The 25,825-nt window shown below is 65.4% G+C and carries 25 protein-coding genes; 10 read left to right on the top strand and 15 right to left on the bottom strand.

The window, feature by feature from the left end; translation table 11 throughout:
- Positions 1–41 precede the first annotated feature (41 nt).
- The 8 genes from phnE (ACED18_RS13940) to ACED18_RS13905 form a co-directional block, all read right to left on the bottom strand.
- Entirely contained in the window at positions 42–1,580 is a 1,539-nt protein-coding gene (gene phnE / locus ACED18_RS13940) for a phosphonate ABC transporter, permease protein PhnE (RefSeq protein WP_377293203.1), read from the bottom strand.
- Positions 1,581–1,591: 11 nt separating this feature from the next.
- Entirely contained in the window at positions 1,592–2,554 is a 963-nt protein-coding gene (phnE, locus tag ACED18_RS13935) for a phosphonate ABC transporter, permease protein PhnE (RefSeq protein ID WP_377293487.1), read from the bottom strand.
- Positions 2,555–2,669: 115 nt separating this feature from the next.
- Positions 2,670–3,575: a phosphonate ABC transporter substrate-binding protein gene (gene phnD / locus ACED18_RS13930; RefSeq protein WP_377293201.1), complete on the bottom strand. Its 906-nt coding sequence runs from the start codon at positions 3,573–3,575 to the stop codon at positions 2,670–2,672.
- An 86-nt stretch (positions 3,576–3,661) separates the two neighbouring features.
- Complete coding sequence (phnC, locus tag ACED18_RS13925; protein ID WP_377293199.1) at positions 3,662–4,510, bottom strand: phosphonate ABC transporter ATP-binding protein; 849 nt, start codon at positions 4,508–4,510, stop codon at positions 3,662–3,664.
- A gap of 127 nt (positions 4,511–4,637) precedes the next feature.
- Positions 4,638–5,252, bottom strand: a complete 615-nt coding sequence (locus tag ACED18_RS13920) for a DapH/DapD/GlmU-related protein (protein WP_377293197.1) — start codon at positions 5,250–5,252, stop codon at positions 4,638–4,640.
- Positions 5,249–5,956: a phosphonate C-P lyase system protein PhnL gene (phnL, locus tag ACED18_RS13915; protein ID WP_377293195.1), complete on the bottom strand. Its 708-nt coding sequence runs from the start codon at positions 5,954–5,956 to the stop codon at positions 5,249–5,251. Before phnL ends, ACED18_RS13920 begins: the two co-directional genes overlap by 4 nt.
- Before the next feature lie 17 nt (positions 5,957–5,973).
- Positions 5,974–6,750, bottom strand: a complete 777-nt coding sequence (phnK, locus tag ACED18_RS13910) for a phosphonate C-P lyase system protein PhnK (RefSeq protein WP_377293193.1) — start codon at positions 6,748–6,750, stop codon at positions 5,974–5,976.
- Positions 6,747–7,628 carry an alpha-D-ribose 1-methylphosphonate 5-phosphate C-P-lyase PhnJ gene (locus ACED18_RS13905; protein ID WP_377293191.1) on the bottom strand — a complete coding sequence of 294 codons (882 nt, stop codon included), beginning with the start codon at positions 7,626–7,628 and terminating at the stop codon, positions 6,747–6,749. Before ACED18_RS13905 ends, phnK begins: the two co-directional genes overlap by 4 nt.
- A gap of 50 nt (positions 7,629–7,678) precedes the next feature.
- On the opposite strand from ACED18_RS13905, the gene ACED18_RS13900 reads away from it, so the two are divergent.
- Positions 7,679–7,834, top strand: coding sequence for a hypothetical protein (locus ACED18_RS13900; protein ID WP_377293189.1), 156 nt, complete (start codon positions 7,679–7,681; stop codon positions 7,832–7,834).
- A 14-nt stretch (positions 7,835–7,848) separates the two neighbouring features.
- Here ACED18_RS13900 and ACED18_RS13895 read toward each other — a convergent pair whose 3' ends face one another.
- The 3 genes from ACED18_RS13895 to phnG are packed head-to-tail and all read right to left on the bottom strand — an operon-like array spanning position 7,849 to position 10,009.
- Positions 7,849–8,955, bottom strand: coding sequence for a carbon-phosphorus lyase complex subunit PhnI (locus ACED18_RS13895; protein WP_377293187.1), 1,107 nt, complete (start codon positions 8,953–8,955; stop codon positions 7,849–7,851).
- 2 nt (positions 8,956–8,957) lie between these two features.
- On the bottom strand, positions 8,958–9,596 hold the full coding sequence (gene phnH / locus ACED18_RS13890) for a phosphonate C-P lyase system protein PhnH (RefSeq protein WP_377293186.1): 639 nt from the start codon (positions 9,594–9,596) through the stop codon (positions 8,958–8,960).
- Positions 9,596–10,009: a phosphonate C-P lyase system protein PhnG gene (phnG, locus tag ACED18_RS13885; RefSeq protein ID WP_377293485.1), complete on the bottom strand. Its 414-nt coding sequence runs from the start codon at positions 10,007–10,009 to the stop codon at positions 9,596–9,598. The genes phnH and phnG overlap by 1 nt, the downstream gene beginning before the upstream one ends.
- A 184-nt stretch (positions 10,010–10,193) precedes the next feature.
- On the opposite strand from phnG, the gene phnF reads away from it, so the two are divergent.
- A complete protein-coding gene (gene phnF / locus ACED18_RS13880; protein ID WP_377293184.1) occupies positions 10,194–11,003 on the top strand; it encodes a phosphonate metabolism transcriptional regulator PhnF in 810 nt (269 codons plus the stop codon).
- A gap of 14 nt (positions 11,004–11,017) precedes the next feature.
- Here the strand turns inward: phnF and ACED18_RS13875 are convergent, their stop codons facing one another.
- Positions 11,018–12,538, bottom strand: coding sequence for a YdiU family protein (locus tag ACED18_RS13875; RefSeq protein ID WP_377293182.1), 1,521 nt, complete (start codon positions 12,536–12,538; stop codon positions 11,018–11,020).
- 329 nt (positions 12,539–12,867) lie between these two features.
- Here ACED18_RS13875 and ACED18_RS13870 point away from each other — a divergent pair, with 329 nt between their 5' ends.
- Genes ACED18_RS13870 through ACED18_RS13860 form a run of 3 tightly spaced genes read left to right on the top strand, consistent with a single transcriptional unit; the run spans position 12,868 to position 16,748 of the window.
- On the top strand, positions 12,868–13,965 hold the full coding sequence (locus ACED18_RS13870) for a PAS domain-containing protein (protein ID WP_377293180.1): 1,098 nt from the start codon (positions 12,868–12,870) through the stop codon (positions 13,963–13,965).
- Between the two features lie 12 nt (positions 13,966–13,977).
- The gene (locus ACED18_RS13865) at positions 13,978–14,439 is read left to right on the top strand and encodes a response regulator (protein WP_377293178.1); all 462 of its coding nucleotides are present in this window, start codon (positions 13,978–13,980) and stop codon (positions 14,437–14,439) included.
- A complete protein-coding gene (locus tag ACED18_RS13860) occupies positions 14,436–16,748 on the top strand; it encodes a GAF domain-containing protein (RefSeq protein WP_377293176.1) in 2,313 nt (770 codons plus the stop codon). The genes ACED18_RS13865 and ACED18_RS13860 overlap by 4 nt, the downstream gene beginning before the upstream one ends.
- Positions 16,749–16,770: 22 nt before the next feature.
- Here ACED18_RS13860 and ACED18_RS13855 read toward each other — a convergent pair whose 3' ends face one another.
- Positions 16,771–18,129: a sensor histidine kinase gene (locus ACED18_RS13855; protein WP_377293174.1), complete on the bottom strand. Its 1,359-nt coding sequence runs from the start codon at positions 18,127–18,129 to the stop codon at positions 16,771–16,773.
- Positions 18,126–18,788, bottom strand: coding sequence for a response regulator transcription factor (locus ACED18_RS13850; protein ID WP_377293172.1), 663 nt, complete (start codon positions 18,786–18,788; stop codon positions 18,126–18,128). The genes ACED18_RS13855 and ACED18_RS13850 overlap by 4 nt, the downstream gene beginning before the upstream one ends.
- 135 nt (positions 18,789–18,923) lie before the next feature.
- Here ACED18_RS13850 and ACED18_RS13845 point away from each other — a divergent pair, with 135 nt between their 5' ends.
- Both ACED18_RS13845 and ACED18_RS13840 read left to right on the top strand, forming a co-directional pair.
- Positions 18,924–19,523, top strand: coding sequence for a hypothetical protein (locus tag ACED18_RS13845; RefSeq protein WP_377293170.1), 600 nt, complete (start codon positions 18,924–18,926; stop codon positions 19,521–19,523).
- Between the two features lie 251 nt (positions 19,524–19,774).
- Positions 19,775–20,890 (top strand): ABC transporter substrate-binding protein, encoded by a 1,116-nt coding sequence (locus ACED18_RS13840; RefSeq protein WP_377293168.1) that lies wholly within the window; start codon positions 19,775–19,777, stop codon positions 20,888–20,890.
- Positions 20,891–21,146: 256 nt separating this feature from the next.
- On the opposite strand, the gene ACED18_RS13835 is transcribed toward ACED18_RS13840, so the two are convergent.
- Positions 21,147–22,196: a LacI family DNA-binding transcriptional regulator gene (locus ACED18_RS13835; protein ID WP_377293166.1), complete on the bottom strand. Its 1,050-nt coding sequence runs from the start codon at positions 22,194–22,196 to the stop codon at positions 21,147–21,149.
- Between the two features lie 116 nt (positions 22,197–22,312).
- On the opposite strand from ACED18_RS13835, the gene ACED18_RS13830 reads away from it, so the two are divergent.
- From ACED18_RS13830 to ACED18_RS13820, 3 genes are all read left to right on the top strand, one after another.
- On the top strand, positions 22,313–23,350 hold the full coding sequence (locus ACED18_RS13830) for a Gfo/Idh/MocA family protein (protein WP_377293164.1): 1,038 nt from the start codon (positions 22,313–22,315) through the stop codon (positions 23,348–23,350).
- A 13-nt stretch (positions 23,351–23,363) separates the two neighbouring features.
- Entirely contained in the window at positions 23,364–24,296 is a 933-nt protein-coding gene (locus ACED18_RS13825) for a sugar phosphate isomerase/epimerase family protein (protein ID WP_377293162.1), read from the top strand.
- 204 nt (positions 24,297–24,500) lie between these two features.
- Positions 24,501–25,709: an ABC transporter substrate-binding protein gene (locus ACED18_RS13820; protein ID WP_377293160.1), complete on the top strand. Its 1,209-nt coding sequence runs from the start codon at positions 24,501–24,503 to the stop codon at positions 25,707–25,709.
- Positions 25,710–25,825: the final 116 nt, after the last annotated feature.

The raw sequence follows: 25,825 nt of genomic DNA, 5'->3' as shown, positions 1-25,825 counted from the left end.
AATGACGTGCGCCAGTACGGCCTCGCAAAAGGCCGGGGATATCAGTGTCCGCGGCTGCCGATCAGGCGGGAGCGCAGGGCGTTGGAGACGGTGTCGAAGAGGAAGACGACGCCGAGGATCAGCACCACCATATAGGCGACATTCTCCCAGTCGGAATTGGTGCGCATGGCTTCCCAAAGCTTGAGCCCGATGCCGCCGGCGCCGACCGCGCCGATGATGGTGGCCGAGCGCGTGTTGGATTCCCAGAAGTAGAGCGCCTGGCTTGCGAAGACCGGCAGCACCTGCGGCAGGATGCCGAAGCGCTTGACGGTGATCTCCGGTGCGCCGACCGATTTGACCCCCTCGCGCTGCTTGTCGTCGATGTTCTCCAGCGCTTCGGAATAGAGCTTGCCGAGCGTACCGGTGTCGGTGAAGAAGATCGCCGACATGCCGGCAAGCGGCCCGGGGCCGAAGGCGCGGGTGAAGAACAGCGCCCAGATCAGCATGTCCACCGAGCGCAGGAAGTCGAAGAAACGCTTGGTCGCCTGATTGGCGATGCGGCTGCCGGTGATGTTGCGGGCTGCCACGAAGCAGAGCGGGAAGGCGACGAGCGAGGCAAACAGCGTGCCGATGAAGGCCATGACGATGGTCTGCAGCAGCTTGGTCCAGACGTCGAGGTGCTGCCATTCAGAATTGTAGAGGATGTTGTTCCAGGCAAGCGACAGGTTCGATTGCGCGGGATCGATGCGCGGGGCACTGGTGATCAGCGCAAAGACCTCCGAAGCCGACTTGTCGAAGAAGGGCGACTGGGTGTCGAAGAGGAAGTTCGCCCAGCCGAAGAAGCGGTTGCGGATCGACACGTCATTGCCCGCGACCTCCGCCCAGCCGGTGGGGCCGAAGGCGAGCGTGATCTTCTCGCCCGGCCGCTTCTGCGTCGCCCATTCCGGCAGGGCGCCTTCGGCTTCGACGGCGCCCGTTTCGTGGTTGAGGCGCATGGTCAGCGTCTCGCCGGCATGGTCGGCGGTGACGATGTCGGGCGTGATCTCGATGCGCGTGCTGCCGTTGTAGCGCACCTCGGCGCGGGTCACGACCTCGTCCATCACCGTCTTTGGCGCGGCCCCGGCAGCGGCCGCCTTTTCGCCCAGCGAGGCGCCGGCACCCATGAAGCCCATCGACGGCTTGGCGGTGGTGGAGGCGCCGCCGCCGGACACCGGCGCAGCGACCGTGCGCGTCATCGTCGTCTTCTCCACCGTCAGCCAGTCCGGGTTCGGATGGTCGCCGAGCGGCGAGAAGCGCGGATAGGCGAGCGTCATGGCGCCGTCCCTGGCGATGTCGAATTCCGGGCGTACCTCGTAGGAGACCCAGTCGGCGAGATAGGTGCCGGCAATGCCCCAGTTGGCCCGGCGCAGCGTGTCGCCGACATTGAACATCCACCAGGAGAAGAGGCAGTAGGCGACGACGGTCAGCGCGATGATCAGCGGCCGCCAGGAGCGTTGCGAGGCATGTTCGAGCAGGATTGCGTGGCGCAGCGCCACGGCATCGCGTTCGGCGGCGTTCATCGTCGGGCGGCTGCGGCGGGTCGTCGGCATCGGAGTCGGCATGGGGCGGAACCTCAGGCGGTCAGTTCGAAGGCGCGGTCGCCCACCAGACGGCGGCGCAGCCAGGCGGAAAACTGATCGACGGCGATGATGGTGACGAGCAGCAGGAAGACGATGGCGATCGTCTTGGCCGGATGGTTCTGGCCGATGGACAGCCGCAGCAGCTCCCCGATCCCACCGCCGCCGACCGCACCGATGATGGTGGAGGCGCGGACATTGATCTCGAGGCGCAGCAGGACATAGCTCAGGAAATTCGGCATGACCTGCGGCACGGTGCCGAACCAGACGCGCTCGATCCAGTTGCCGCCGACGGCCGTCAGGCCCTCGTCCGGCTTCATGTCGGCATTCTCCACCACCTCGAAGAACAGCTTGCCGAGCGCGCCGACCGTGTGGATCGACACCGCGATGATGGCCGGAATGGCGCCGATCGACAGGATCGCCAGGAAGAAACCGGCGATCACGACTTCCGGAAAGGCGCGCAGGATCTCCATGACGCGGCGCACGGGAACCCGGATCCAGCTGTTGGGCGTCAGGTTGCGCGCGGCCAGAAAGCAGAGCGGAAAGCCGAAGGCAAAACCGAAGAGCGTGGAGAGGATCGCGATATTGATCGTCTCCAGCATCTTGTGGAAATATTCCGGGATATAGATCGCATCCGTCAGGTAGAGCCGACCTTCCGGATAATTGTACTTGAAGCTGCCGTCATCGTAAGGCGAGGGCAGGTCGAAGAGGGCGCGCACCGGCTCCATCGCGTCACGGGGCGCCATGTCGCCGAGGAAATCGAAGAAATAGGGCAGGCGGTCGAAGAACTTGCCGGCATTGGTCTCGTTGGCGAACCACAGCGAGCCGAAGGTGGCCATCAGCAGGATGGCGACACTGAGCAGCGTATAGGAGCGGCGCTTCGCGGCCAGCTCGTTCCAGTGGCGCTCGACAAGCGTGCCGCTGTCGCTGAGCCGGAGATGCGGGCTGTGGGCGGGCATGGTTGCCATCGGTTCCATCCGGTCTGGCCGGCCTTCTCTTCACGTCACGCGGATCACAGGAAACCGCCCCCGCGCGGCCGGCGCATCGGGGGCGGGACTGGTCTCGGGCCTGAAATCAGCCGCCGATGGTGGCCTTGCGGGCTTCGATGATCGGCTTGTAGAAATCGACGTTGACTTCCGTGAAGGCCTTGAAATCGCCGCCCATGGTGGCCTTGAAGCAGGCTTCGTCGGTCTTCGGCAGGTCGAGCATCATTTGCTTGAACTTGGCCTTGGCGTCGGCCGGCAGGTCGTTGCGCACGACGATCGGGCCGTTCGGGATCAGCGGCGACTGCCACAGCTCGACGATGTCGTTCATGTCGAGCAGGCCCTTCTGCACCATCTTGTGCAGGTTGCCGGAGGTGTAGCCGTCCTTCCACTCGCCAACGCCCGAACCGAAGGTCGTGCCGGCATCGAAGGTGCCCTTCAGCACTTCGAGAACGAGGTTCTCATGGCCGCCGCCGAAGCCGGTCGAGCCGACGAATTCCTTGACCGGCATGCCGAAGGCTTCCGGCAGGGTGACGAGCGGAACGAGGTAGCCCGAGGTGGAGTCCGGATCGGCGAAGCCGAGCTTCTTGCCCTTGAGGTCTTCGAGCTTGGTGATGCCGGAATCCTTGCGGGCGATCATGATCGAGTGGTAGCCGGTCGAGCCGTCCTGCTGGACGGTGGTGAGGATCGGCTCGACGGCATCGGCCTTGGCGAGATAGATCTTGGCGAAGCCGGAAGCGCCGAGTTCGGCGTAGTCGAGCGTGCCGCCGAGCAGGCCCTGGATGACGCCGTCATAGTCGGCAGCCGGGAAGAAGGAGACCTTCTCGACGCCGAGCGTTTCCTTCAGGTGGCCTTCCATGCAGGCATAGTTGCGCAGGCGGTCAGCTTCGTTCTCGCCGCCGATGATGCCGACGCGGAATTCCTTCAGGTCTGCGGCCTGAACATGGGCAACGGTTGCCAGAAGCGCCACGGCGCCCAGCAGGATCTTCTTCATCATGGTCTTGGTCTCCCCGTTATCCGGCCCCTGCCGGATGATTGCGGTTGAAGACGGCGCGCGCACGCGGCGCGGTCCGTGCGGCGGGATCAGATCCCCGCCAGTACCAGCGGCTTGAGGCCGACGGATTCGGTGGTCTCGGTGGTCGTGGCTGCGGCGAGCGTGCCGTCGAGGCTGGTGGACGTCAGGCTCTCTTCCAGATCGCCCTCGGTGCCGTAGATGGTGCGCACGGCAGCCGCCGTCAGGTCGCGCGGATTGCCGTCGAAGACGACGCGGCCCTGCGCCATGCCGATGATGCGTTCGCAATAGGCGCGTGCCGTATCGAGCGTATGCAGGTTGGTGATGACGGTGATGCCGTCGCGCTCGTTGATGTCGCGCAGCGCGTCCATGACGATCTTCGCGTTCAGCGGATCGAGCGAGGCGATCGGCTCGTCGGCAAGCAGCATGCGCGGCCGCTGCATCAGGGCGCGGGCAATGGCGACACGCTGCTGCTGGCCGCCCGAAAGCGTGCCGGCCGGCTGCAGCGCCGTCTGTTCGATGCCGAGGCGTTCCAGCGCCGCGATGGCCTCGATGCGCTCCTCGCGGGTGAACATGTTGAGGATCGATGCGATGGTGGAGCGGTGGTTGAGACGGCCGAGCAGGACGTTGGTGAGCACGTCGAGGCGCGGCACGAGGTTGAACTGCTGGAAGATCATCGCGCAGTCGCGGCGCCAGGCGCGAAGCTCCGAGCCCTTCAGCTTCGACACGTCCATATCGCCGAAACGGATCGAGCCGGAGGAGGGATCGACTAGGCGGTTGATCATGCGCAGCAGCGTGGACTTGCCGGCGCCGGAGCGGCCGATGATGCCGACCATCTGCCCTTCCGGAATCTCGAACGTCACATTGTCCACGGCAGCCTTGGTGCCAAATCGGCGCGTGACGTTCTGCAGCTTGAACATAGCCCGGCCCCGTTCTTCTTCTTTAACGCTTCGTTATCGAAGGGCTCTAGCGCCGGTTCATGAAGTGTGAATGTCGGTTTGATGTCGGTTCTGTTACAATGTGACAGTCGCGACGAACCAACGAACCTTACCCGCCATGGCGGGCAAGGAAGGCCTCCGCGTCGAGGGTGCGGAAGTCCGGCAGCGCGTCGCGCAGGCGCTCGTGGCTCCAGTCCCACCAGGCGAGAGCGTCGAAGCGTTCGGCGATCTCGCGGGGGAAACGCTCGCGGATCAGCTTCGCCGCCACGCCCCCGACGATCGTGTAGGGCGCGACATCCTTGCTGACGACGGCGCCGGCCCCGATCACCGCGCCATTGCCGACGGTGACGCCCGGCAGGATGGTGGCGCCGTGGCCGATCCAGACATCGTGGCCGATCACCACGCGATTGTCGCGCCGCCAGGCGAAGAAGTCCGTGTCCGGCTCGGCATCCGGCCAGTAGTCGTTGGCGCGATAGGTGAAGTGGTGCAGCGTCGGGCGCCAGACCGGATGGTTGGTGGCGTTGATGCGCACGGCGGCCGCGATATTGGCGAACTTGCCGATCGTCGCGCACCAGACCGCGCCGTCCTGCATGATGTAGGAGTAGTCGCCCATCTCCGCCTCGCTGATGCGGCAGCGCTCGGCGACCTCCGTGTAGCGGCCGAGCACGGACTGCTCGACGCTGGCGCTCGGGTGGATCAGCGGCTGTTCGGAAAGCTTCGTCATGCGGCGAGTCCTCGTGGCGAGAAGGCTGAAACGTCGAGCACACGGTCGGCGACGATGTCGCGGACCTCCTGGTCATGGAAAATGCCGATCATGGCCGTTCCCGACGCCTTCTTCTCGGCGATCATGTCGGTGACGACGCGGCGGTTGACGGCATCGAGCGACGCCGTCGGCTCGTCGAGCAACAGGATCGGATGGTCGGTGATGAAGCCGCGGGCGATGTTGACGCGCTGCTGCTCGCCACCGGAGAAGGTAGCGGGCGGCAGGTCCCACAGCTGGTGCGGCAGGTTCAGACGCTCCAGCATCTCCATGGCCCGGCCGCGGGCCTCATCGCTTCGGGTGCCGCGCGCCGTCAGCGGCTCGGCGACGACATCGACCGCGGAAACACGGGGCACGACGCGCAGGAACTGGCTGACGTAACCCAGCGTATCGCGGCGCACTTCCAGCACGGCGCGCGGCTCGGCCGTTGCGATATCCACCAGCCGGCCGTGGTGCGAGACAACGATCTGGCCGCTGTCCACCCCATAATTGCCGTAGAGCATCTTGAGGATGGAGCTCTTGCCGACGCCCGAGGGGCCGCCGAGCACGAGGCATTCCCCGGCACGGGCCGAGAAGGTGACACCGCTGACCACCGGCAGCGTCAGGCCGCCGCGCAGGTGCATGGTGAAGGTCTTGGCGACGTCGGAAACGACGAGGGGGGTAACCATGGGGGGTCCTTTCCGGCTCACACCTGGAGGATCGAGGAGACGAGGAGCTGGGTGTAGGGCTCGCGCGGATCGTCGAGCACCCGGTCCGTCAGCCCCTGTTCGATGACGCGGCCATCCTTCATCACCATCATGCGGTGCGAGAGGAGGCGGGCGACCGCAAGGTCGTGGGTGACGATGATGGCCGACAGGCCGAGATCGTTGACGAGGCCGCGCACGAGATCGAGAAGGCGCGCCTGCACGGAGACATCGAGCCCGCCGGTCGGCTCGTCCATGAAGACGAGGCGGGGCGAGGTGACGAGGTTGCGGGCGATCTGCAGGCGCTGGCGCATGCCGCCGGAGAAGGCGCGCGGCTGGTCGTCGATGCGGCTGCGGTCGATTTCCACCCGCTCCAGCCAGCCGGTGGCGGCCTCGCGGATATTGCCGTAGTGGCGGTCGCCGATGGCCATCAGCCGCTCGCCGACATTGGCGCCGGCCGAGACCGCCATGCGCAGGCCGTCGGCCGGGTTCTGGTGCACGAAGCCCCAGTCGGTGCGCATCAGGAAGCGCCGCTCCGCCTCGCCCATCCGTGCGAGATCGCGCAGCTCTCCGTCGCGCATCCGGTATTCGACGACGCCGGTGGTGGGCATCAGTCGCGTGGAGATGCAGGAGAGAAGGGTGGTCTTGCCGGAGCCGGATTCCCCGACGATCGCCAGCACTTCGCCGGGATAGAGGTCGAAGGAAACGTCGCGGCAGCCGATCCGCGCGCCGTAGCATTTGGAGAGGTCGCGGACCTTCAGAAGGGGTGCGTCGCTCATTCAGCGGCCTCCAGGTTGGCCACGCCCAGCTCGCCCACATGGCCGGCCGCTCGGCGGTCTTCGCAGTAATCGGTGTCGGAGCAGACGAACATGCGCCCGCCCCGGTCATCGAGCACCACCTCATCGAGATAGACGTGGTTCGCGCCGCACAGTGCGCAGGGCTTGTCGAATGTCTGGATCTCGAAGGGGTGATCCTCGAAATCGAGGCTGACCACCTCGGTGTGCGGCGGCAGCGCGTAGATGCGCTTCTCGCGGCCGGCGCCGAAGAGCTGCAGGGCTTGCGAACGGTGCATCTTCGGATTGTCGAATTTCGGGATCGGCGAGGGGTCCATGACGTAGCGGCCCTCGATCTTCACCGGATAGGCGTAGGTCGTGGCGATATGGCCGTTCCTCGCAATGTCCTCGTAGAGCTTCACATGCATGAGGCCGTATTCTTCCAGCGCATGCATCTTGCGGGTCTCGGTCTCGCGCGGTTCGAGGAAGCGCAAGGGTTCGGGGATCGGCACCTGGTAGACCAGCGTCTGGCCCTCCGTCAGCGTCTCCTCGGGGATGCGGTGACGGGTCTGGATGACGGTTGCGTCCTTCGTCTTGGTGGTGACGGCGACATTCGCGACCTTCTGGAAGAAGGCGCGGATGGAGACGGCATTGGTCGTGTCGTCCGCACCCTGGTCGATGACCTTCAGCACGTCATCCGGCCCGAGGATCGCGGCCGTCACCTGCACGCCGCCGGTGCCCCAGCCATAGGGCATGGGCATTTCGCGCGAGGCGAATGGCACCTGATAGCCGGGAATGGCAATGGCCTTCAGGATGGCGCGGCGGATCATCCGCTTGGTCTGTTCGTCCAGATAGGCGAAGTTGTAGGTTGCGAGATCACTCATAGAACCATACCTCTGAAAGGCCGGGGAGCGGCGGGCATGAGGGGTGTGTCATGGAATGGATTTTCATCGGCGTTTTCGCAGGCGTCGCGCTGCTGGTCGCGATCTTTCGCAAATCCGGCAGTCCCGGCGATGGTGGCGGCATCTTCGGCAGCGATGGCCATGATGGCGACGGCGGGCACGGCGATGGAGACGGCGGCGGCCACTGAAGGCTGGCAACGGCTCATTCGGCGGCCTCCTTCATGTCGTCGGCGGGGCGGCTCTGCGCCTCGTATTCGCGGCGCATGCGGCGCACGAGGTCGAGTTCGGCCTGGAAGTCCACGTAATGCGGCAGCTTCAGGTGCTCGACAAAGCCGGTCGCCTGCACGTTGTCGCAGTGGGAAATGACGAATTCCTCGTCCTGCGCGGGCGCGGTGCGGTCCTCGCCGAATTCGTCGGCGCGCAGCGCACGATCGACCAGCGCCATGGCCATGGCCTTGCGCTCGCTCTGGCCGAAGACGAGGCCGTAGCCGCGGGTGAACTGCGGCGGGGCGGACGCCGAACCCTTGAACTGGTTGATCATCTGGCATTCCGTCAGCTTGAGGCGGCCGAGCGGTGCGGCAAAGCCGAGTTCAGGCGTGTCGATCTCCACCTCCACGCTGCCGATGCGGATTTCACCGGCGAAGGGATGGGTGCGGGCATAGCCGCGCTGGGTGGAGTAGGCGAGTGCCAGCAGGAAACCCTCGTCGCCGCGGGCGAGTGCCTGCAGCCGCACGTCCCGGCCCATGGGAAACTCCATCGGCGTGCGGGTCAGGTCGCCGGGACCGTCTTCGCCGCCCGCCTCGCCATCGCCCTCGATCAGGCCTTCGCCGGAAAGAATGTCGCTGACGCGCATGGCTGGCTCGTCGCCGGCCGGCCGGCGCGCGCCTTCGGCCACGTCGGCGTCTTCGAGCAGAGCGGGATCGAGCAGGCGGTGGGTGTAGTCGAAGGTGGGGCCAAGCAGCTGGCCGCCCGGCAGATCCTTGTAGGTGGCGGAGATCCGCCGCTCGATCGCCATCTCCCCGGTCTCGACCGGGCGGCTGGCCCCGAAGCGCGGCAGGGTGGTGCGGTAGGCGCGCAGGATGAAGATCGCTTCGATCATGTCGCCGCGCGCCTGCCGGATGGCGAGCGCGGCCAGCGCGGGATCATAGAGCGAGGCTTCCGCCATGACGCGATCGACGGCGAGTGCGAGCTGTTCCACCACCTGGTCATTGGTGATGGCCGGCAGGTCACGGTCGCCGCGCCGGCGGTCGGCAAGCAGGCGGTGGGCATTGGCAATGGCGGCTTCCCCGCCCTTCACGGCCACATACATGGCTATTCCTCCGCGCTCTGAAGGCTGGTGCTGCGGGGCAGGCAGAGAAGGTCGCTGCCGGCGGTCAGGATGAGATCGACGCCGCGCGGGAAAAGCGCGCGGTTGTCGCGCCACAGCGTGGTGAAGATCGGGGGCAGGCCGAACGGCGCGATCGTCTCCGTCGTCTCGATGCCGGGGCCGCGGGCGACGAGTGGCTGGCCGCCCGCCAGCGATGGCAGCTCGACAACGAGCGTGGCGGAGCGGTCGGGATAGTCCTGCGTGCCGAGCGCGAAGCTCGACAGCGGCGGCAGGTTCTGGCCGGCCTCGACGAAGGCGAACTGCGCAGCCGCCTTGTCTTCGACGCTGGATGCGCCCGTGTGGAAGGAGATCCAGGAGGAGACGACCGAGGCGCGGGCGGCCGGTGTCAGCCAGACGGCGGTGTCGGCATCGAGCAGCGTCAGCGCGACCGCGCCCATCGCTTTGCCGAAGGGGGCCGGCGGGTCGACACTGTCGTCCAGCGAGTGGATGCGGCCGGGCCGCGCCATGCCGTCCATCAGCGCGCGGAACACGGCCTGCGACTGGAAGACGGGATCGGAAAAGCCGCCGGCATAGGCGCGCTGGGCGCTTTTTCCGGAAAGGCTTGTGTTCTGGCTCATGGGCATCAGTCGTCTCCCCGGACCATGGTGAAGAAATCGACACGGGTGGCAGCTGTTTCCTCGGCCTGCCGGCGGTCCGCCTCGGCGAGATCCCGTTCCCCCTCGGCGATGAAGGCTTCGATTGCCGCCTGATGGTCACCGCGCTGGAAGAGCGCATCGAGGATGGCGGCGAGGCGCGCGTGCTGGCGATCGGTGCCGAGCAACTGGCCGTGGCCGATCTCGCCGGTGGAGAGGCGAACCGTCGCGCGGCTGACGGTCGCTTCGCCGAGATTGAAGGGCGAGCCGCCGCCACCGATGCGCCCGCGCACCATGACGAGGCCTGTTTCGGGCCCGCGCACCGCGTGAATTTCCACCTCCGGCGCAAGCTGTGCCAGAATGGTTTCCAGTCGCCGGCGCGGCAGGCGGGCGGCGACTGCCATCAGGCGACGCCTTGCGGCAGGCTCCAGAGCGTCCGGGACCGAGCCGGCCTGCGCCGCCCGGTCCGCGAGGTTTTGTTTTGAGGTCATTGCCTTTGCTCCACATGTCTATTAATATAGACAACTGAACATATGGCTAAATGCAAATCGTGACATGCATGTGACGCGATACCGATCCGAGGATGAAATGGCAGGCAGGCGGGCAGGACCACGCGTTGAGGAAAACCGCGCAGACGGCGCCGCGCAGGATGCCGGCGGCGCAGGCGGCGAACATCCCGTCGAGCGGCAGCTCGGCGTTGCCCTCTGGCGACAGATCGCCGACCGTATCCGCGCCGCGATCGCCGATGGCGCCTATGACGGGACTGGCCGTTTGCCGCCCGAATCGGCGCTGGCAAGCGAGTTCGGGGTCAATCGACATACCGTCCGAAGTGCGATTGCCTCCCTGACGGAGGAGGGCATCGTTCGCCCCATGCAGGGGCTGGGCACCCTCATCGAGCGGCAGGAACGCCTGCAATTCCCGATCTCGCGCCGCACCCGCTTCTCCGCCGGCCTTGCCGACCAGACGCGGGATATCGCCACGCGCCTGCTGGCGTCCGACAGGATCGCGGCCGGTGCCGAGATTGCACGCGCGCTGAAGCTCGATGCTGGCGCGGAGGTCATTCGCCTTGACATCGTCTCGGCCGCAGCCGCCCGGCCGGTCTCCACCTCGACGGCCTATTTCCCGGCCGCCCGCTTTCCGGAAATGGCCGCGTGCTTCCGGCGCACAGGCTCGGTGACGCGCGCCTTTGCCGAGCAGGGACTGTCGGACTATGTGCGCCAGTCGACCGACATCATCGCCCGCCACGCCGATGCCGGGGAGCGCAGCCTGTTGTCTCTGTCGCCGGGATCGATCGTGCTGCAAGCGACCGCCATCAATGCCGATCTCGAGGGCCGGCCGGTGCAGTATGCCCGCACCCGCTTTGCCGCCGACCGCGTGCAGCTACACATCGAAACGTAGGACATCCGGTTCTGTCAGGTCCCGCAAAAGGTGCGCATCACGCGCTCATCGGGCTGCGGGGCCAGCGCCAGGTCGGCCTGTTCCGGCTGATCCTCGTAGGGGCGGGAAAGCACCGCGACCAGCCGCTCAAAGAGTCCAAAATCGCGCCGTTCCACGGCGGCGACGATCGCTTCCTCGATGCGGTGATTGCGCGGAATGAAGGCCGGGTTGACGGCCCGCATGGCGGCAAGCCGTTCACCTGCCCCGCGCCGGTCGTCGGCAAGCCGCTGCCGCCAGGGCGCGGCCCAGCCGTCATAGGCGGCGGGATCGGAAAATTCCGCACGAACGGCGGCGTCGGCGGCCGGGTCGATCGCTGCGGCGCAGAGCGCGCGGAAGGTGCGGGTAAAATCGGCCTCGCCCGCTTCCATCGCCGTCAGCAGCGCCTGAACGAGATCGAGGTCGCCGTCGACGCTCGCATCGAAGAGGCCGATCTTCGCCCGCATGCCGGCGAGCCAGGCCGTCTGGAACTGCCCCGCAAAGCCGACGACGATGGCATTGGCCGCCTCGATCGCCTTGTCCGTATCGGCGTCGATCAGCGGCAGCATGGCTTCTGCAAGGCGCGCGAGGTTCCACTGCGCAAGGCCCGGCTGGTTGCGATAGGCGTAGCGTCCCTGCTGGTCGATCGAGGAAAAAACCTTGGTGGCGGAATAGGCGTCGAGGAAGGCGCAGGGGCCGAAATCGATCGTCTCGCCCGATACCGTCATATTGTCCGTGTTCATCACGCCATGGATGAAGCCGACCTGCATCCAGCGGGCGATCAGCCGCGCCTGCCGCTCCACGATGGCTTCGAGCAGGGCGGTGTAAGGAGAAGGCGCGTCCGCGAGATCGGGATAATGGCGGGCAATGACGTGGTCGGCGAGGATGCGCAGTCCCTCCTCGTCGCCGCGCGCCGCCATATACTGAAAGGTGCCGACACGGATGTGGCTCGCTGCCACGCGCGTCACCACCGCACCCGGCAGGACCGTCTCGCGATAGACGACGTCGCCCGTCAGCGCTGCCGCGAGCGCCCGTGTGGCGGGGATGCCGAGCGCATGCATGGCCTCGCTGACGATATATTCGCGCAGCACCGGTCCAAGTGCTGCCCGCCCGTCGCCGCGGCGCGAATAGGGCGTGGGGCCGGAGCCCTTCAACTGGATGTCGCGCAGCTGTCCGGCCCGGTCGCGCACCTCCCCGATCAGCAGCGCCCGCCCGTCGCCGAGCGAGGGAACGAAGTTGCCGAACTGATGGCCGGCATAGGCAATGGCAACGGGGCGCGCATCATGCGGCACCGCGGCACCTGAAAAGAGCGCCGTCAGTTCCACAGGCTCGATATGGGAAAGGTCGAAGCCGAGCTCCGCAGCCAGGGCTTCGTTGACCTTTATCAGCAGGGGCGCTTCGGGCGGGGAGGGCAGGGCCTCGGCGCGGAACCGCTCCGGCAGCCCGGCATAGATCCGCTCGAAGGCGGGAAGGCCTTCGCTATCGAGGACGCCGGAAATCGTGCCGCGTGCCGTGATCATCGCCCTGCTCCTTCACCGCTCGTGCCGGCCGTCATGGTCGTTAGGTCGGATGGCTCCTAGGTAGGCCAGCCGGCAGGCCATTGCCAGCAACAAAGTCGGAACAGGCGCCGGGATCCATTCAACATTCTCGAAACGTTGAAAATTTGCTGTCCCGGTGCAATTGCCGGAATGCAAAGCTCCCTTATGTAGAGATCTGCGCGATTTCGACGTTCCCCTGGATTTCAGGACCATGTGAGCCGGTCGCGCCGTTCCGGCGGCAAAGCCGGCACGGTCGGGCGTGGCCATTTCTGTGTGCGTTGTAGGTTCGGGGTTCGGGAATGATTGAGAAAATGACGCCGAGGCAGGATGCCCGCAACGCAGGCGACCGGCTGATTGCCGGCCACGCCTCCGAGGATCCCTTCGCCGCCGCCTTCAAGGCGACGCGCATGCCCATGCTGATCACCGATCCGCACCAGCCGGACAATCCGATCATCTTCTGCAACCGCGCCTTCTGCGACCTGACCGGCTATTCTCATGACGAACTTGTGGGGCGCAACTGTCGCCTGCTGCAGGGTGAGGGCACGGACATGGGTGCCGTCTCGCGCCTGCGTGACGCCATCGCCGACGGGCGCGACATCTCGATCGACATCCTGAACTACCGCAAGGACGGGTCGGCTTTCTGGAACGCGCTCTTCGTCAGCCCGGTGCGCGATATCGACGGCAAGATCGTCTATTTCTTCGCCTCCCAGCTCGATTTCACCAATATCAAGAGCAAGGAAGCCGAGCTTGCCCGCGCCCGCCACATTGCCGAGGAGGAAGTGGCCGAGCGCACCGCCGATCTGACCGAGGCGCTGCGCGCCAAGACCGCGCTGGTGCATGAAGTCGATCACCGCGTGAAGAACAACCTGCTGACGATCGCGTCGATCCTGAAGCTTCAGGCCCGCATGACGAAGGACGAGATTGTCGAACGGACCCTGATGTCGGTTCTCAACCGCGTGGAAGCGCTGAGCACCGTGCAGCGCAAGCTGCTGAACGACGAGGATGTCGGCCATTTCGACGTCGCCGATTTCGCCAAGACGCTGGTTGTCGATATCGTCAGTGCGCTGCGACGCTCCGACATCATGCTGACGACCGATGTGCATGAGGTCGTCGTCCCCGCCACAAAGGCCTCGCCGCTGGCGCTCATCATCAACGAGCTGGTGGGGGATGCCGTACGCCGCGGTCTCGCCGATGGCGGCGGCGGGATCCATCTCGAAGTGCGCCGCCTCAACGGGCATTTCCTCATCCGCGTCGTCGATACGGTCGAGCCGGTGCCGGTGGACGAGGAAGAGGCCGCCTACAGCCGCACCATGCTCGAAGCCTGCTCGCGCCAGCTTCGCGCCACCATGGAACGCACGGTCATCGGACATCGCACCGAGGTTGCCGTGACGCTGCCGGTCAAAGACTGAAAGGAAGACTGCGTGAAGGTGTTGATCGTCGAGGACGAGGTTCTGCTGGCCATGGAACTGGAAAGCGAGATCGAGGCGGCCGGCCACGAGATCGTGGGCATGGCTGCCGACAGCAAGGAGGCCCTGTCGCTGATCGACGGCGCGGATCCGGAGTTCGCCTTCGTGGACATCCATCTGCTGGACGGTCCGACCGGCATCACGGTGGGCCAGTCGCTCTCACTGCGCGGCATCCCCTACGTCTTCGTATCCGGCAATGTGAAACGCATTCCCGAAGATTTCGCCGGGGCGCTGGGCGCCATCGAAAAACCCTATACGATGAACGGGCTGCAGAACGCGCTCTCCTTCATCGAAGGCTATGTCGGCGGCCGGAAGGCGGAGCTTACGCCGCCGCCAAGTCTGCTTCTCTCGCCGGCCCTGATGTCGGACCCTTCCTTCAGCGGCAAAATAGCTCACACCTCGATGGACCGACCTTGAAACAGACCCTTGAGCGCATCCAGGCCGTCAAGAGTTCCGGGCTCCTCGATGCAAGAGGCCAGGCGGAATTCCAGGATATCGTCGAACTGGTGAAAGCAAGCATCGGCTGCCCGGTGGCGGTCGTGTCTATCCTGGATGCGGACAGGCAGGTCTTCATCGCCCATCTCGGCCTGCCGGGCCAATGGGCGGAGCGGGGCGAAACGCCGCTCACCCACTCCTTCTGCCAGCATGTCGTCAACGATGCAAAGCCGCTGGTCGTCGGCGATGCGACCATCCATGACCTCGTGCGCAACAACCTCGCCATCCCCGATCTCGGCGTGATTTCCTATCTCGGTGTTCCCGTTTCCCTCCCGGATGGCACGGTGATCGGTGCGCTGGCCGCCATCGACGGCCGGCCGCGCGCCTGGACGGAGGCGGAGCTCGAAATCCTGAGCCGGATCGGCCGCGTCGTCTGCAACCAGATCGAGACCTTCGTGTCCGAACGTCGCTGGAGCACGCTGTTCGGCCAGCTCGAAGAGGGCATCATGGTGGGTACGCTGATCCGCGACGCGGACGGGCGTGCGCAGGACTGGTATATCGAGGCGGTCAACGCCTCCTGGGGGCGGCTCGTCGGCAGGCCCGCGGAAGACGCGCCGGGCAAGACCCTCCTGACGCTCTTTCCCAAAACCGAGCCGGAATGGATCTCCGACGTCGCGCTCGCCGTCGATACCGGCGAGGTCCGCCGCTTCACCCGCCGCTTCGCGACGCTCGGCCAGTGGTATGAGGGCTATATCCAGCCGACTGGCAAGGACAGCTTCCTGATTGCCTCCATCGAGGTCACGGAGCGTATGAAGGCGATCGAGGCGCTTGCGGAGAACGAAGCCAAGCTGCGTCTCATCGTCGAGGGCGCCAAGGACTACATCATCGTCACGCTCGACGAGACCGGTCACATCACCAACTGGTTCGGCGGTGCCACCGACACCTTCGGCTGGACGGAAGCCGAGATGCTGGGCAAGACCTTCTGCTCGATCTTCACACCTGAAGATCGCGAGAACGGCGTGCCGGATCGCGAACTGGAAAAGGCCGCCCGCGATGGCGTGGCAAGCGACAGGCGATGGCACCTGGCCTCCGACGGCTCCAAGATCTTCCTCGACGGGACGTTGCGACCGCTGCCGACACTTGGCACGCAGACGATGCCGGGTTTCATCAAGGTGGCGCGCAATGCCACCGCCCAGAAGCTCGCGGAAGACCGGCAGACAGCACTCCTGAACCTCGGCGACAAGATCCGGGAACTCGATACCGTGACGGAGGTCGCCTTCGCGGCAGCCGAAATCCTGGCGCGCAGCCTGTACGGCGCGACGCGTGCTGGCTACGGCATCGTCGACCAGATTGCCGAGACCGTCGAGCTGCTGCCGGAATGGCGGGCTGAGGGCATGTTCACCGTCTCCGGCCTGCATCATTTCCGCACCTACGGTTCCTACATCGAGGATCTGAAGCGCGGCGAGATCGTCATCATCCCTGACGTGGCAAATGACCCGCGCACCTCCGGATCTGCGGAGGTCTTCCACTCGCTCGGCATCTCCGTGCTGGTCAACGTACCGATCATGGAGCATGGCGCCTTCGTCGGCGTCATGTTCGTGCATTACGACAAGCCACATGATTTCACGCTGGAGGAGCGCGACTTCGTGCGCACCGTGGCGGACCGCACCCGTGAGGCAATCTCGCGCATCCGGGCGGAGGAGGAGCAGCAGGTCCTCAATCAGGAAATCAGCCACCGCCTGAAGAACACGCTGGCGATGGTACAGGCGATTGCCACCCAGACGCTGCGCCCGGTGACCGATCGCGCACCGGTCGAAGCTTTCACCAACCGGCTGCATGCGCTGTCGCAGGCCCATCAGGTGCTGCTCAGCCAGGACTGGTCGTCGGCGCGCATCGTCGCCGTTGTTGGTTCAGTCCTTGATCAGATCGCACCGCCGGACCGGCACCGGATCGTCGGTCCCGATATCGAGATCGGCCCGCGCACGGCCTTGTCGCTGGCACTGGTGCTGCACGAACTGGCGACCAATGCGCTGAAGTACGGGGCCTGGTCGAATGCCGGCGGCACGGTCCGGGTCGAGTGGACGACGGAGATCGCCAACGACGACCAGGCACTGATCCTCACATGGCGCGAGGAAGGCGGCCCCCCGGTCGCCGCGCCGACCGCCAAGGGGTTCGGCTCGCGCCTGATCCGCATGGGCCTGACCGGCTCCGGCGGCGTCGCGGTGGATTATCGTCCGGAGGGGCTGGTTGTGGAGATGCGCGGCCTGCTCTCGCAACTGCGGCAGTCCTGATCGTGCGGGATTGCGTCCCCCGCTAAGCGATTGCCTTCGGCAGCGTGACAGTCTGGACAAGGCCACCGCTTGGGGCCGGCGAGAGCGTGATCGCTCCGCCGTAGAGCTGTACGAGTTCGTTCGCGATGCTGAGCCCGAAGCCGTCGCCGGGCACGCTCTCGTCCATTCGGGTTCCCGGCCGAAACACCTCTGCCATCCGGTCCGGCGCAATGCCCGGCCCGTCGTCCGCAATGGTCAGAACAAGCCTGTTCCCTTCCGGCCGGGCGGTAACCGCAACGCGCGAGCGGGTCCACTTGAAGGCATTGTCGATCAGGTTGCCGAGAATTTCCTCGAGATCTTCGGGGGCGCAGGCCACCGCGTCGGGTTCGTCGATGGCCAGATCGACGGCGATCCCGCGCTCGGCATGGATCCGCGACAGAACGAGCACCACATCCTCCACGCGCGGCCGCAGACGCGTGGCGATGCCGCTGCCGGCGGCGGTCTTTCGGGCCCGGGCGAGATGGTGGCGGATGCGCTGGTCGATGCGGCCGACCAGCGTGCGCAGCGTTCCATCCGGGTCGTTGGTGGCCTCAAGGGCGAGCGCGAGGCTCGTCACCGGCGTCTTCAGCCCATGGGCGAGATTGGCAAAATGCAGCCGCGTTTCCGTCAGGCGCTCGGCATTCTGGTCCACCAGCCGGTTGATCTCGCCGGACACGGGACGCAGTTCCTCGACCGGATTTTCCGGCAGCCGCGCGAGCGTGCCGGCTCCGATTGCGGCAATATCGGCCGTCAGTTGCCTGAGCGGACGAAGCCCGTAGCGAACCTGGAGGAGAATGCCGGCAATCAACACCGCGCCGAGCGCCGTCATCGCCGGCACCAGCCAGAAGAGGGCGCGCCGGGCCGGCTCGCGGAGCGCTGCTTCCGGCGCCGAGACGAGGATGGTGAGCGAACGGCCTCCCACGCTCGCCATGGCAGTGCGGATGTGCAGGCTTTCGTTGCGGAAGCTGCCGCGCTCTCCGCGCTGCGGCCCGCCGTCAAACATCTGCCGCCAGTCGAGCGGCGCGGGCGGGCTGTCGATCGTGGCGTTGGCAAGGGATCGCGATGTCAGATGCGTGTTAGCTCCCGACACCTGCCAGTACCAGCCGGATCCGCGCCGGTCGAAAGGCGGACCGTCGAGCACGGCGGACAGGATGACCGAACCGTCAGCATTGGTCGTCAGCGCGCCGCGCAGACCTTCGATCTGGGTATCGAGACGCTGGTCGATCTGGTCGCGTGCCACGCCGGCGACGATCTGGTAGAGAATCAGCGAGGCGACGATGACGCTCGCGGAGACGAAGAGCACCGCGAAACCGGCGAGACGGCGGGCGATCGACAGGCGGCGGAGTGCGGCAAACCGGCTCATGGCGCGGCCGTCAGCATGTAGCCGCGTCCGCGCACGGTCTCGATCAGCTCTGCGCCGATCTTGCGGCGCAGCCGCGCAATGATGACCTCGATCGAATTGGAATCCACCTCCGCATCGCCCTCATAGACCCGCTCGATCAGCTCGCGGCGCTCCACCACGACCTCCTTGCGCAGGATGAGACAGGACAGAACCCGCCATTCCAGCGCCGTCAGCTTGAGCGCCAGGCCATTGAACTCGAAGGTCCCGAGCTGCGCGTCGAAGACCAGCGGCCCGCAGGTGACCTTTGACGCGGCGTGGCCCGTGGCGCGCCGCACCAGTGCCCGCAGCCGCAGCACCAGTTCCTCCACCTTGAAGGGCTTGGTCAGGAAATCATCCGCCCCGGCCTTGAAGCTTTCCACCTTGTCCGGCCAGCCGTCGCGCGCTGTCAGGATCAGCACCGGCAGGCTGCGCCCGGCGGCCCGCCAGGATTTCAGCACGGTCACACCGTCGATCTTCGGAAGGCCGAGGTCGAGCACGGCGACATCATAGAGCTCGGTCAGGCCGGCATGTTCCGCATCCTCGCCATTTGCGGCAATATCCACCACGAAGCTTTCGGCCCTGAGGCTCGCGGCGATCCGTTTGGAAAGATCGGAGTCGTCTTCGACCAGAAGCACGCGCATGTCTTGGTCCAATCCTGCAAGGAAACAAGCCTTTAACTAGGGCGCTCCGGCTTAACTCAAGCTGAACCGCGAGGTTCAGGCTGCTAAGGGCAGGGCAGGCGTACAACAGGATCATCCCAACCAAAGGAGATGACCATGTCACTGTCTGACAACACTGCTTCGAACGAAACCCCGGCCGTTGGCCCCGAGCACGAACACCACAAGCCGCACCCGCACCATCCGCCCCACAAGCGCCGCGGGCGTGCCGCTGCTCTGGGTCTCGCCAGCGTCGCCGTCCTCGTCGTCGGTGCGGCCGCCGGTGCCGGCGCCATGAAGATGTCGGGCCCGCAGATCGAGATGGCGCCGATGACCCCGGTGGCGGTCTCGACCCTCAAGGATACCAACCTCGTGACGGTGAAGGGCAAGGTCGCCGAGATCTTCGGCAACAAGTTCATCCTTCAGGACGAAAGCGGCCGCGCGCTGGTGGAAACCGGCCGGGCCGGCGAGGGCGGCAAGCTCGTCGCGGCCGATGAGCCGGTGAGTGTCCAAGGCCGCTTCGAGAACGGTTTCCTGCACGCCTCGTTCATCGTGCGACAGGACGGCAAGGTCGAGGCGATCGGCCCGGCCGGCGGTCCGCCGCGCCATGGTCCCGGGCATGGACCGGACCGCGGCCCGGATGCCGGTCCCGATGGTGGACCCGAGCGTGGTCCCGGCCATGGCCCCATGGACGACATGCTGCAGCGCCTGAAGCCCTGACCCCGATCGAAACCCGTTGATGCGGTGTCAATCCTCCCGCCCGCCGGACGAACCCGGCGGGCGGTGGTGCGCGTGGTGTTTATCCAGCGACATCTCGCCGCCGGCCGGCATGGGCTGCCTTTTCACGGCTTGCGAAGTGCGTAAAGACGGGGCAGGGTCGCGCCCGGCGGTTGAACCTTCGGGTTCCTCCTGCCAGCCACAAAAGCATGCGGAGGACCCTGTCGATTGCGGGTCCCCAAGGGAGTGACACCATGAGAAAGTTTCTGATCCTCGGCACGGCGCTTGGCCTGCTGATGGGAACGGCGGCGCGCGCCGACGACCTGACCATTGCCGTTGCCGGCCCTCTGACGGGCCCGCTCGCCACGATCGGCGACCAGTTCAAGCAGGGCGCCCAGGCCGCGGCCGACGCCATCAACGCCAAGGGCGGCGTGATGGGCCGCAAGATCGCGCTGCAGTTCGAGGACGACCAGTGCGACCCGAAGCAGGCCGTTTCGATCGCCAACCGTATTGCTGCGGCTGGCATCCAGTTCGTCGACGGGCATGCCTGCTCTGGCTCGAGCATTCCGGCCTCCGCCGTCTACGCCGAAAACGGCACGCTGATGATGACGCCGGCCTCCTCCAATCCGGTGCTGACCGATGCCGCCGCCGCCAATGGCTGGACGAACATCATGCGCCTCTACACCCGCGACGACGCGCAGGGCGCCTTCATCGGCCCGTGGATCGCCAAGGAATATGCCGGCAAGAATGTTGCCGTGCTGCATGACAAGTCTGCCTATGGCCAGGGCATTGCCGACGCCGTGCGCGCCACGATGAATGCCAACGGCCTCAAGGAAATCATGGCCGAAGGCATCAATGCCGGCGAAAAGGACTACAACGCGCTTGTCACCAAGCTGAAGGACGCCAAAGTCGATGTCGTCTATTTCGGCGGCTACCATCCCGAAGCCGGCCTCATCCTGCGCCAGGCAGCCGAACAGGGCTACAAATTCCAGCTGATCATGCCCGATTCCATTGCCTCGCCGGAATTCTGGCAGGTTGCCGGCCCGGCCGGCGAAGGCACGCTCTTCGTCTTCCCGTCCGACCCGCAGGCCAAGCCCGAAGCCAAGGAAGCGGTGGAAAAGATCACCGCTGGCGGCTTCAAGCCGGATGGCTTCACACTGTTCTCCTACGCCGTCGTCCAGGCGATCGCCCAGGGCGTCGAGCGCGCCGGCTCGGACGACCCGACCGCCGTCGCCGCCGCCCTGAAGAACGGCCAGCCCGTCGACACCGTCGTCGGCACGGTCGCCTTCGACGAGAAGGGCGACCTGAAGAACGCCAGCTACGACATCAACCGCTGGAGTAACGGCGCCTACGCCCCGATCGCCAAATAAGCGCCCGGCCGACAACAAGCCCTTGCAAGGAGGAAGGCCCGGTCCTGCGCCAGGCCTTCCCCACCTCATCCGCCCATACGGTTTTCAGACGGCCGGCGACCGGAAGATCCCTCTCCGTCCGGTCTGCGATGCGCCTCAACGGGCGTCCGGCGGCGTGTCGCTGTGGGTGAGAGCCCGTGGCCTGCTTCCTGCAGGTCATCGCAGAGGTCATCCGACCCGGAAACCTTCGGGTCGGAAATCTCGTGGGCAAGGGTGATCAGGCGCGTTCACGGATCGCTGCGGCCGGTGCGGCGTGCAAGGAGGCGCCGGGGAAAAAGTCGAGGCCGACAAGCTGGCCTCTCGGATGTGCGCGGCTCTGGGCTGGCGCGAGAAGGTCCAACACGGAGCTTGCCAGCAGGGTGCCAAGCGCCTGAAGATCCAGTTGGAAGCACGTCAGTTTCGGTGCCATGAAGCGCATGACCGGCATTTCGCGAAAGCCGATTATCGAGAGGTCTCGGCCCGGCTCGATGCCGCATTCGCGAAGAGCTGCATAGGCGCTGGCGGCGGTCACTTCGGAGCAGAGCATGAGCGCCGTGGGCGGATGCGCCATGTCATAAATCCGCCTGCCAAGGCTGAAGCCCCCTTCCTCGCTGGTCGGGATGCGCATCATGAGCGTTTCGTCGACCGGCAGTCCGGCATCCGCCATGGCCGCGAGGTAACCCGCTTCGTAGTGATAGCCGAGGGCCACATTGTTGTCGGGCAGGCAGACCGCGATCCGGCGGTGCCCGCAGCGGACCGCCTCTTCCACCGATCGGCGCGCGACGCCTTCGAAATCCAGGTCGATCCAGGAGTAGTCGCCGGGCGTTTCGCTGCGGCCAAGCGTCAGGAAGGGCAGGCGGGAGTTGGCCAGCATGGCGATGCGGTGATCGACGCGGCGGGTCGCGGTGATGACCAGCGCGTCGACGATGCCGCGCGCGATCACGCGGGACAGGAATTCCACGGGATCGTCGGCGGAATGACAGGGCAGGATGACCAGATCGTAGCCCTTGTCTGCGAGATAGAGGTTCATCGCATCGAGCACGACGTAGAAGAACTCGTCGCCCGACTGGTGGGCGGGATGGCCGGTTTCGATGACGAAGCCGATCGTATTCGTAGCCCCTCGGCGCAGGGCCCGTCCGGATTGGTTGGGCACGTAGCCAAGTTCGGCTGCCGCCTTGAGGACTTTCTCCAGCGTTTCCGGGTGGACGCCCGGCCGATTGTTGAGGGCCCGCGAAACCGTTCCGATGGAGATATTGAGATGATCGGCCAACCGGCGAATATTGACCATTCCGCTTCCTCGTAAACGTTTACAAAACTCTCTTGACACGTCCATGCCGTGCTGGCAACCTTCGTAAACGTTTACAAGGCATCGGCTGACGAGGAAAGGCTGATGTTGGGAGGAGAATGGGCATGTTGACCGCCGTCATGGCGGGGTGCGGAGCTATGTCCGATGGATGGCTCGCTGCACTCCGGGATATCCCTGCTTTGGCCGAGAGCGTCCGGCTTGTCGGCCTGGTGGATCTCGATCCTGCTGTCGCGGCCGGGCGGGCTGAGAAGCATGGGCTTTCCGGCGTCGAAATCGGCGCCGATCTCCCCTCGATGCTGGCGCGGCTGAAACCCGATCTCCTGTTTGATCTCGTCGTGCCGCCGGCCCGCTTCGGCGTGGTGGAGGCGGGGCTTGCCGCCGGTTGCCATGTCCTGTCGGAAAAGCCGATGGCCAATACGCTCGACGAGGCGAAGGTGCTGGTCGATCGTGCGGCTGCCGCCGGCAAGGTCCACGCCGTCATCCAGAACCGCCGCTTTCTGTCAGGCATCCGGCGCGTGAAGGCCATGCTCGAGGCTGGCACGCTCGGTGACATCACCGCCGTCCACGTGGATTTCTTCATCGGCGCGCATTTCGGCGGTTTCCGCGATGCGATGGACCATGTGCTGCTGCTCGACATGGCGATCCATACGTTCGACGCCGCGCGCTATCTCATCGATCGCAAGCCGGTCTCTGTCTACTGCCGCGAAACCAATCCCCGTGGCTCCTGGTACGCCCATGGGGCTGCGGCCGATGCGCTGTTCGATTTCGAGGATGGCGTCACAATGACCTATCGCGGCTCCTGGTGTGCCGAGGGTGCTAACACGGCGTGGGAAAGCACCTGGCGGATCATCGGCACGAAGGGAACGCTGCTGTGGGACGGCAATGAGGGGTTCGAGGCCCATGTGGTGGCGGGCGACGAAGGTTTTTTCAGGCCGCTGACAACCGTTGCCGTCCCGCAGCTCGATTCGCCCCTGATCGAGGGCCACGGCGGCGTCATCGCCGATTTCGTGCAGGCCGTCATCTCCGGCGGAACGCCACTGACGGTTGGCGCCGACAATATCCAGAGCCTCGCCATGGTGGCGGCCGCCATCGAGAGCGCGACCGCGGGCGAGAAGCGGCCCGTCGATCTCCGTTAACAAGGACTCTCCCATGACCAATCCTGCAAAATCGATCCGCATCGGCACCATGGTCGCCGCCCATGGCGGGCAGGCTCCCGAGCGCATCGCCGAGATCGCCGGCCTCGGCTTCGAAAGCTTCGAGCCGTTCTTCTGGCAGACCACCAACGGTCAGGACCTCGCCGAGCTCGGCAAGCGCTGCCTGGACGCCATCGGCGACCGCGACATCACCATCTCCACGCTCGGCATGTTCGGCAATCCGCTGGAAGGCGACACGATGGATGTCGAAACGCTGCGCAGCTGGAAGGATTGCATCGACAACGCCCATCATTTCGGCGCCACCTGCGTGGCGGGCTTCACCGGCCGCATCCGCAACAGGCCCCTGACCGAGAGCCTGCCGCGCTACCGCGAGGTCTGGAGCGAGCTTGCCCGGCGCGCCGCCGACAAGGGCGTGAAGATCGCCTTCGAGAATTGCGCCATGGACGGCAACTGGCAGACGGGCGACTGGAACATCGCCCATAATCCCGATGCCTGGGAACTGATGTTCAACGAGACGCCGGACGACAATCTCGGCCTCGAATGGGAGCCCTGCCACCAGCTCGTCTACCTCATCGATCCGCTGCCGCAGATCCGCAAATGGGCCGGCAAGATCTTCCATGTTCACGGCAAGGATGCGACGGTGCGCTGGGATGTGGTGCGCGAGCATGGGATCTTCGGCAAGCATCCCTTCGTATTCATGCGCACGCCGGGCTTTGGCGACAGCAACTGGACCGACATCATCAGCGAGCTCCGCCTGGGCGGCTACAGCGGTGCGATCGATATCGAGGGCTGGCATGATCCGGTCTATCGCGACGGGCTGGAAATGACCGGGCAGGTGCGTGCCCTGACCTATCTGAAGGAATGCCGGGGCGGCGACTTCGTCAATGTCACCGCGCAATATGAAGGTGGCGATCCGTCGCTGGTCTGAGCCATGTCCGATCGACGCGTCAATACTTCGGCGACGGACAATACAGCAATAACAGAAGCGTACAAAAGTTTAGGCAAGACTTATATAAACAGAATAGAAAGAACGAGGAATCAGGAGCCATCCGGTGACGACGCGTCACCGGCGGTCCTGGAGGGGAGGAGGCCGGGAAACCGGCCGTGCAGTCATGATCAAAGGAGGAGTATCATGAACATTGCAAAGGTAATGGGCGTGCTGACGCTTGTCGCGCTGCCAGCGAATGCCTGGGCCGAAGTGGTCGAACTCAATCTCTGGACCGTCGACCGGCCCGGGGAGTATCACTACAAGATGGCGGAGGAGTTTTCTGCCAAGAACCCCGACATCAAGGTCAATGTCCGCTCGGTTCAGTTTCCGGACATGGTCAACGAGCTTGCCAAGGCCATGGCCACAGGCGAAGCACCCGATGTGACCTATATCGACAATCCGGATGTGGCGCTGTTTGCCTCGCGCAAGCTGTTGCTGGACCTGAAGCCGATGGTCGACAAGAGCAAGGTCATCAAGCTCGACCAGATCTATCCCGGCCCCTTCGCCTCGGTGAGCTTCGACGGCGGGATTTACGGCATTCCGCGCGGTGCCAACACCATCGCGCTCTACTACAATGCCGACATGTTCGAGGCCGCCGGTCTCGATCCGGCCAAGCCGCCGAAGACCTGGGAAGAACTGTACCAGACCGCCAAGATCCTCACCCAACCCGACAAGGGCATCTACGGCCTCGCTTTCTCTGCGGCGGCAACGGAGGAGGGCACTTTCCAGTTCCTGCCATGGCTTCAGATGGGCGGCGGCGACTACAACAAGGTCAACGTCCCGGGCGGCGTGAAGGCGCTCGAGCTCTGGAAGAAGTTCATCGACGAGGGGCTGGCTTCCCGGGACACGCTGATCCGTGGCCAGTGGGATTCCACCGGCACCTTCAACGCGGGCAACGCCGCCATGAACATCTCCGGCCCCTGGGAACTGCCGCGCATGAGCACCGATGCGAAGTTCGACTATCGTGTCGCACTTCTGCCGGTGCCGGAGAAGGGCGCTCCGCGTGCCTCGGCCCTGGGTGAAGGTGACAACGTGATCGTCGCCAATACCAAGCATCCCGACGAAGCCTTCCGCTTCATCGAATACATGTACGAGCAGATGCCGCGGGTGTGGAACGACTTCGGCTACATGCCGGCCTATCCGGTCAAGGTTGAGGATCCGAAGTATCCGCAGGCCTACGAGGTGTTCAAGGAATCCATGACCTTCGCACGCAATCGCGGGCCGAGCCCGGATTGGTCGAAGATCTCCAAGGCGATCCAGACTGCGATCCAGACCACGCTGACCGGCCAATCCTCCCCGGAAGATGCGTTGGCGGCGGCCCAGACGACCATTGACGGCATTCTCGGCAAATAGCCGTCTGTCGATCTCCTTGTGAAGCGGCCGCGGGCAGGCAGCACTCTGCCCGCGGCCGACAGAAGCCGCATGGGTTGCGCTCAATGCCACCATCGGCCTGCATTGTGTGACCGGAG

Origin of the sequence: Rhizobium sp. SG2393 (assembly GCF_042610495.1) — a bacterium.
Lineage (GTDB): Bacteria > Pseudomonadota > Alphaproteobacteria > Rhizobiales > Rhizobiaceae > RU20A.
Note: the sequence above shows the minus strand (reverse complement) of the source record. Positions and strands in the feature narration are given on the sequence as shown.

Coding starts and splice junctions, on each gene's coding strand:
- phnE (WP_377293203.1), bottom strand. CDS start 1,580: ATGCCGACTCCGATGCCGACGACCCGCCGCAGCCGCCCGACGATGAAC.
- ACED18_RS13920 (WP_377293197.1), bottom strand. CDS start 5,252: ATGACGAAGCTTTCCGAACAGCCGCTGATCCACCCGAGCGCCAGCGTC.
- phnC (WP_377293199.1), bottom strand. CDS start 4,510: ATGTTCAAGCTGCAGAACGTCACGCGCCGATTTGGCACCAAGGCTGCC.
- ACED18_RS13830 (WP_377293164.1), top strand. CDS start 22,313: ATGGGCATGTTGACCGCCGTCATGGCGGGGTGCGGAGCTATGTCCGAT.
- ACED18_RS13850 (WP_377293172.1), bottom strand. CDS start 18,788: ATGCGCGTGCTTCTGGTCGAAGACGACTCCGATCTTTCCAAACGGATC.
- ACED18_RS13895 (WP_377293187.1), bottom strand. CDS start 8,955: ATGTATGTGGCCGTGAAGGGCGGGGAAGCCGCCATTGCCAATGCCCAC.
- ACED18_RS13900 (WP_377293189.1), top strand. CDS start 7,679: ATGGAATGGATTTTCATCGGCGTTTTCGCAGGCGTCGCGCTGCTGGTC.
- phnG (WP_377293485.1), bottom strand. CDS start 10,009: ATGGCAGTCGCCGCCCGCCTGCCGCGCCGGCGACTGGAAACCATTCTG.
- phnL (WP_377293195.1), bottom strand. CDS start 5,956: ATGGTTACCCCCCTCGTCGTTTCCGACGTCGCCAAGACCTTCACCATG.
- ACED18_RS13875 (WP_377293182.1), bottom strand. CDS start 12,538: ATGATCACGGCACGCGGCACGATTTCCGGCGTCCTCGATAGCGAAGGC.
- ACED18_RS13820 (WP_377293160.1), top strand. CDS start 24,501: ATGAACATTGCAAAGGTAATGGGCGTGCTGACGCTTGTCGCGCTGCCA.
- phnE (WP_377293487.1), bottom strand. CDS start 2,554: ATGCCCGCCCACAGCCCGCATCTCCGGCTCAGCGACAGCGGCACGCTT.
- phnF (WP_377293184.1), top strand. CDS start 10,194: ATGGCAGGCAGGCGGGCAGGACCACGCGTTGAGGAAAACCGCGCAGAC.
- phnD (WP_377293201.1), bottom strand. CDS start 3,575: ATGATGAAGAAGATCCTGCTGGGCGCCGTGGCGCTTCTGGCAACCGTT.
- ACED18_RS13835 (WP_377293166.1), bottom strand. CDS start 22,196: ATGGTCAATATTCGCCGGTTGGCCGATCATCTCAATATCTCCATCGGA.
- phnH (WP_377293186.1), bottom strand. CDS start 9,596: ATGCCCATGAGCCAGAACACAAGCCTTTCCGGAAAAAGCGCCCAGCGC.
- ACED18_RS13845 (WP_377293170.1), top strand. CDS start 18,924: ATGTCACTGTCTGACAACACTGCTTCGAACGAAACCCCGGCCGTTGGC.
- phnK (WP_377293193.1), bottom strand. CDS start 6,750: ATGAGCGACGCACCCCTTCTGAAGGTCCGCGACCTCTCCAAATGCTAC.
- ACED18_RS13825 (WP_377293162.1), top strand. CDS start 23,364: ATGACCAATCCTGCAAAATCGATCCGCATCGGCACCATGGTCGCCGCC.
- ACED18_RS13905 (WP_377293191.1), bottom strand. CDS start 7,628: ATGAGTGATCTCGCAACCTACAACTTCGCCTATCTGGACGAACAGACC.
- ACED18_RS13855 (WP_377293174.1), bottom strand. CDS start 18,129: ATGAGCCGGTTTGCCGCACTCCGCCGCCTGTCGATCGCCCGCCGTCTC.
- ACED18_RS13870 (WP_377293180.1), top strand. CDS start 12,868: ATGACGCCGAGGCAGGATGCCCGCAACGCAGGCGACCGGCTGATTGCC.
- ACED18_RS13840 (WP_377293168.1), top strand. CDS start 19,775: ATGAGAAAGTTTCTGATCCTCGGCACGGCGCTTGGCCTGCTGATGGGA.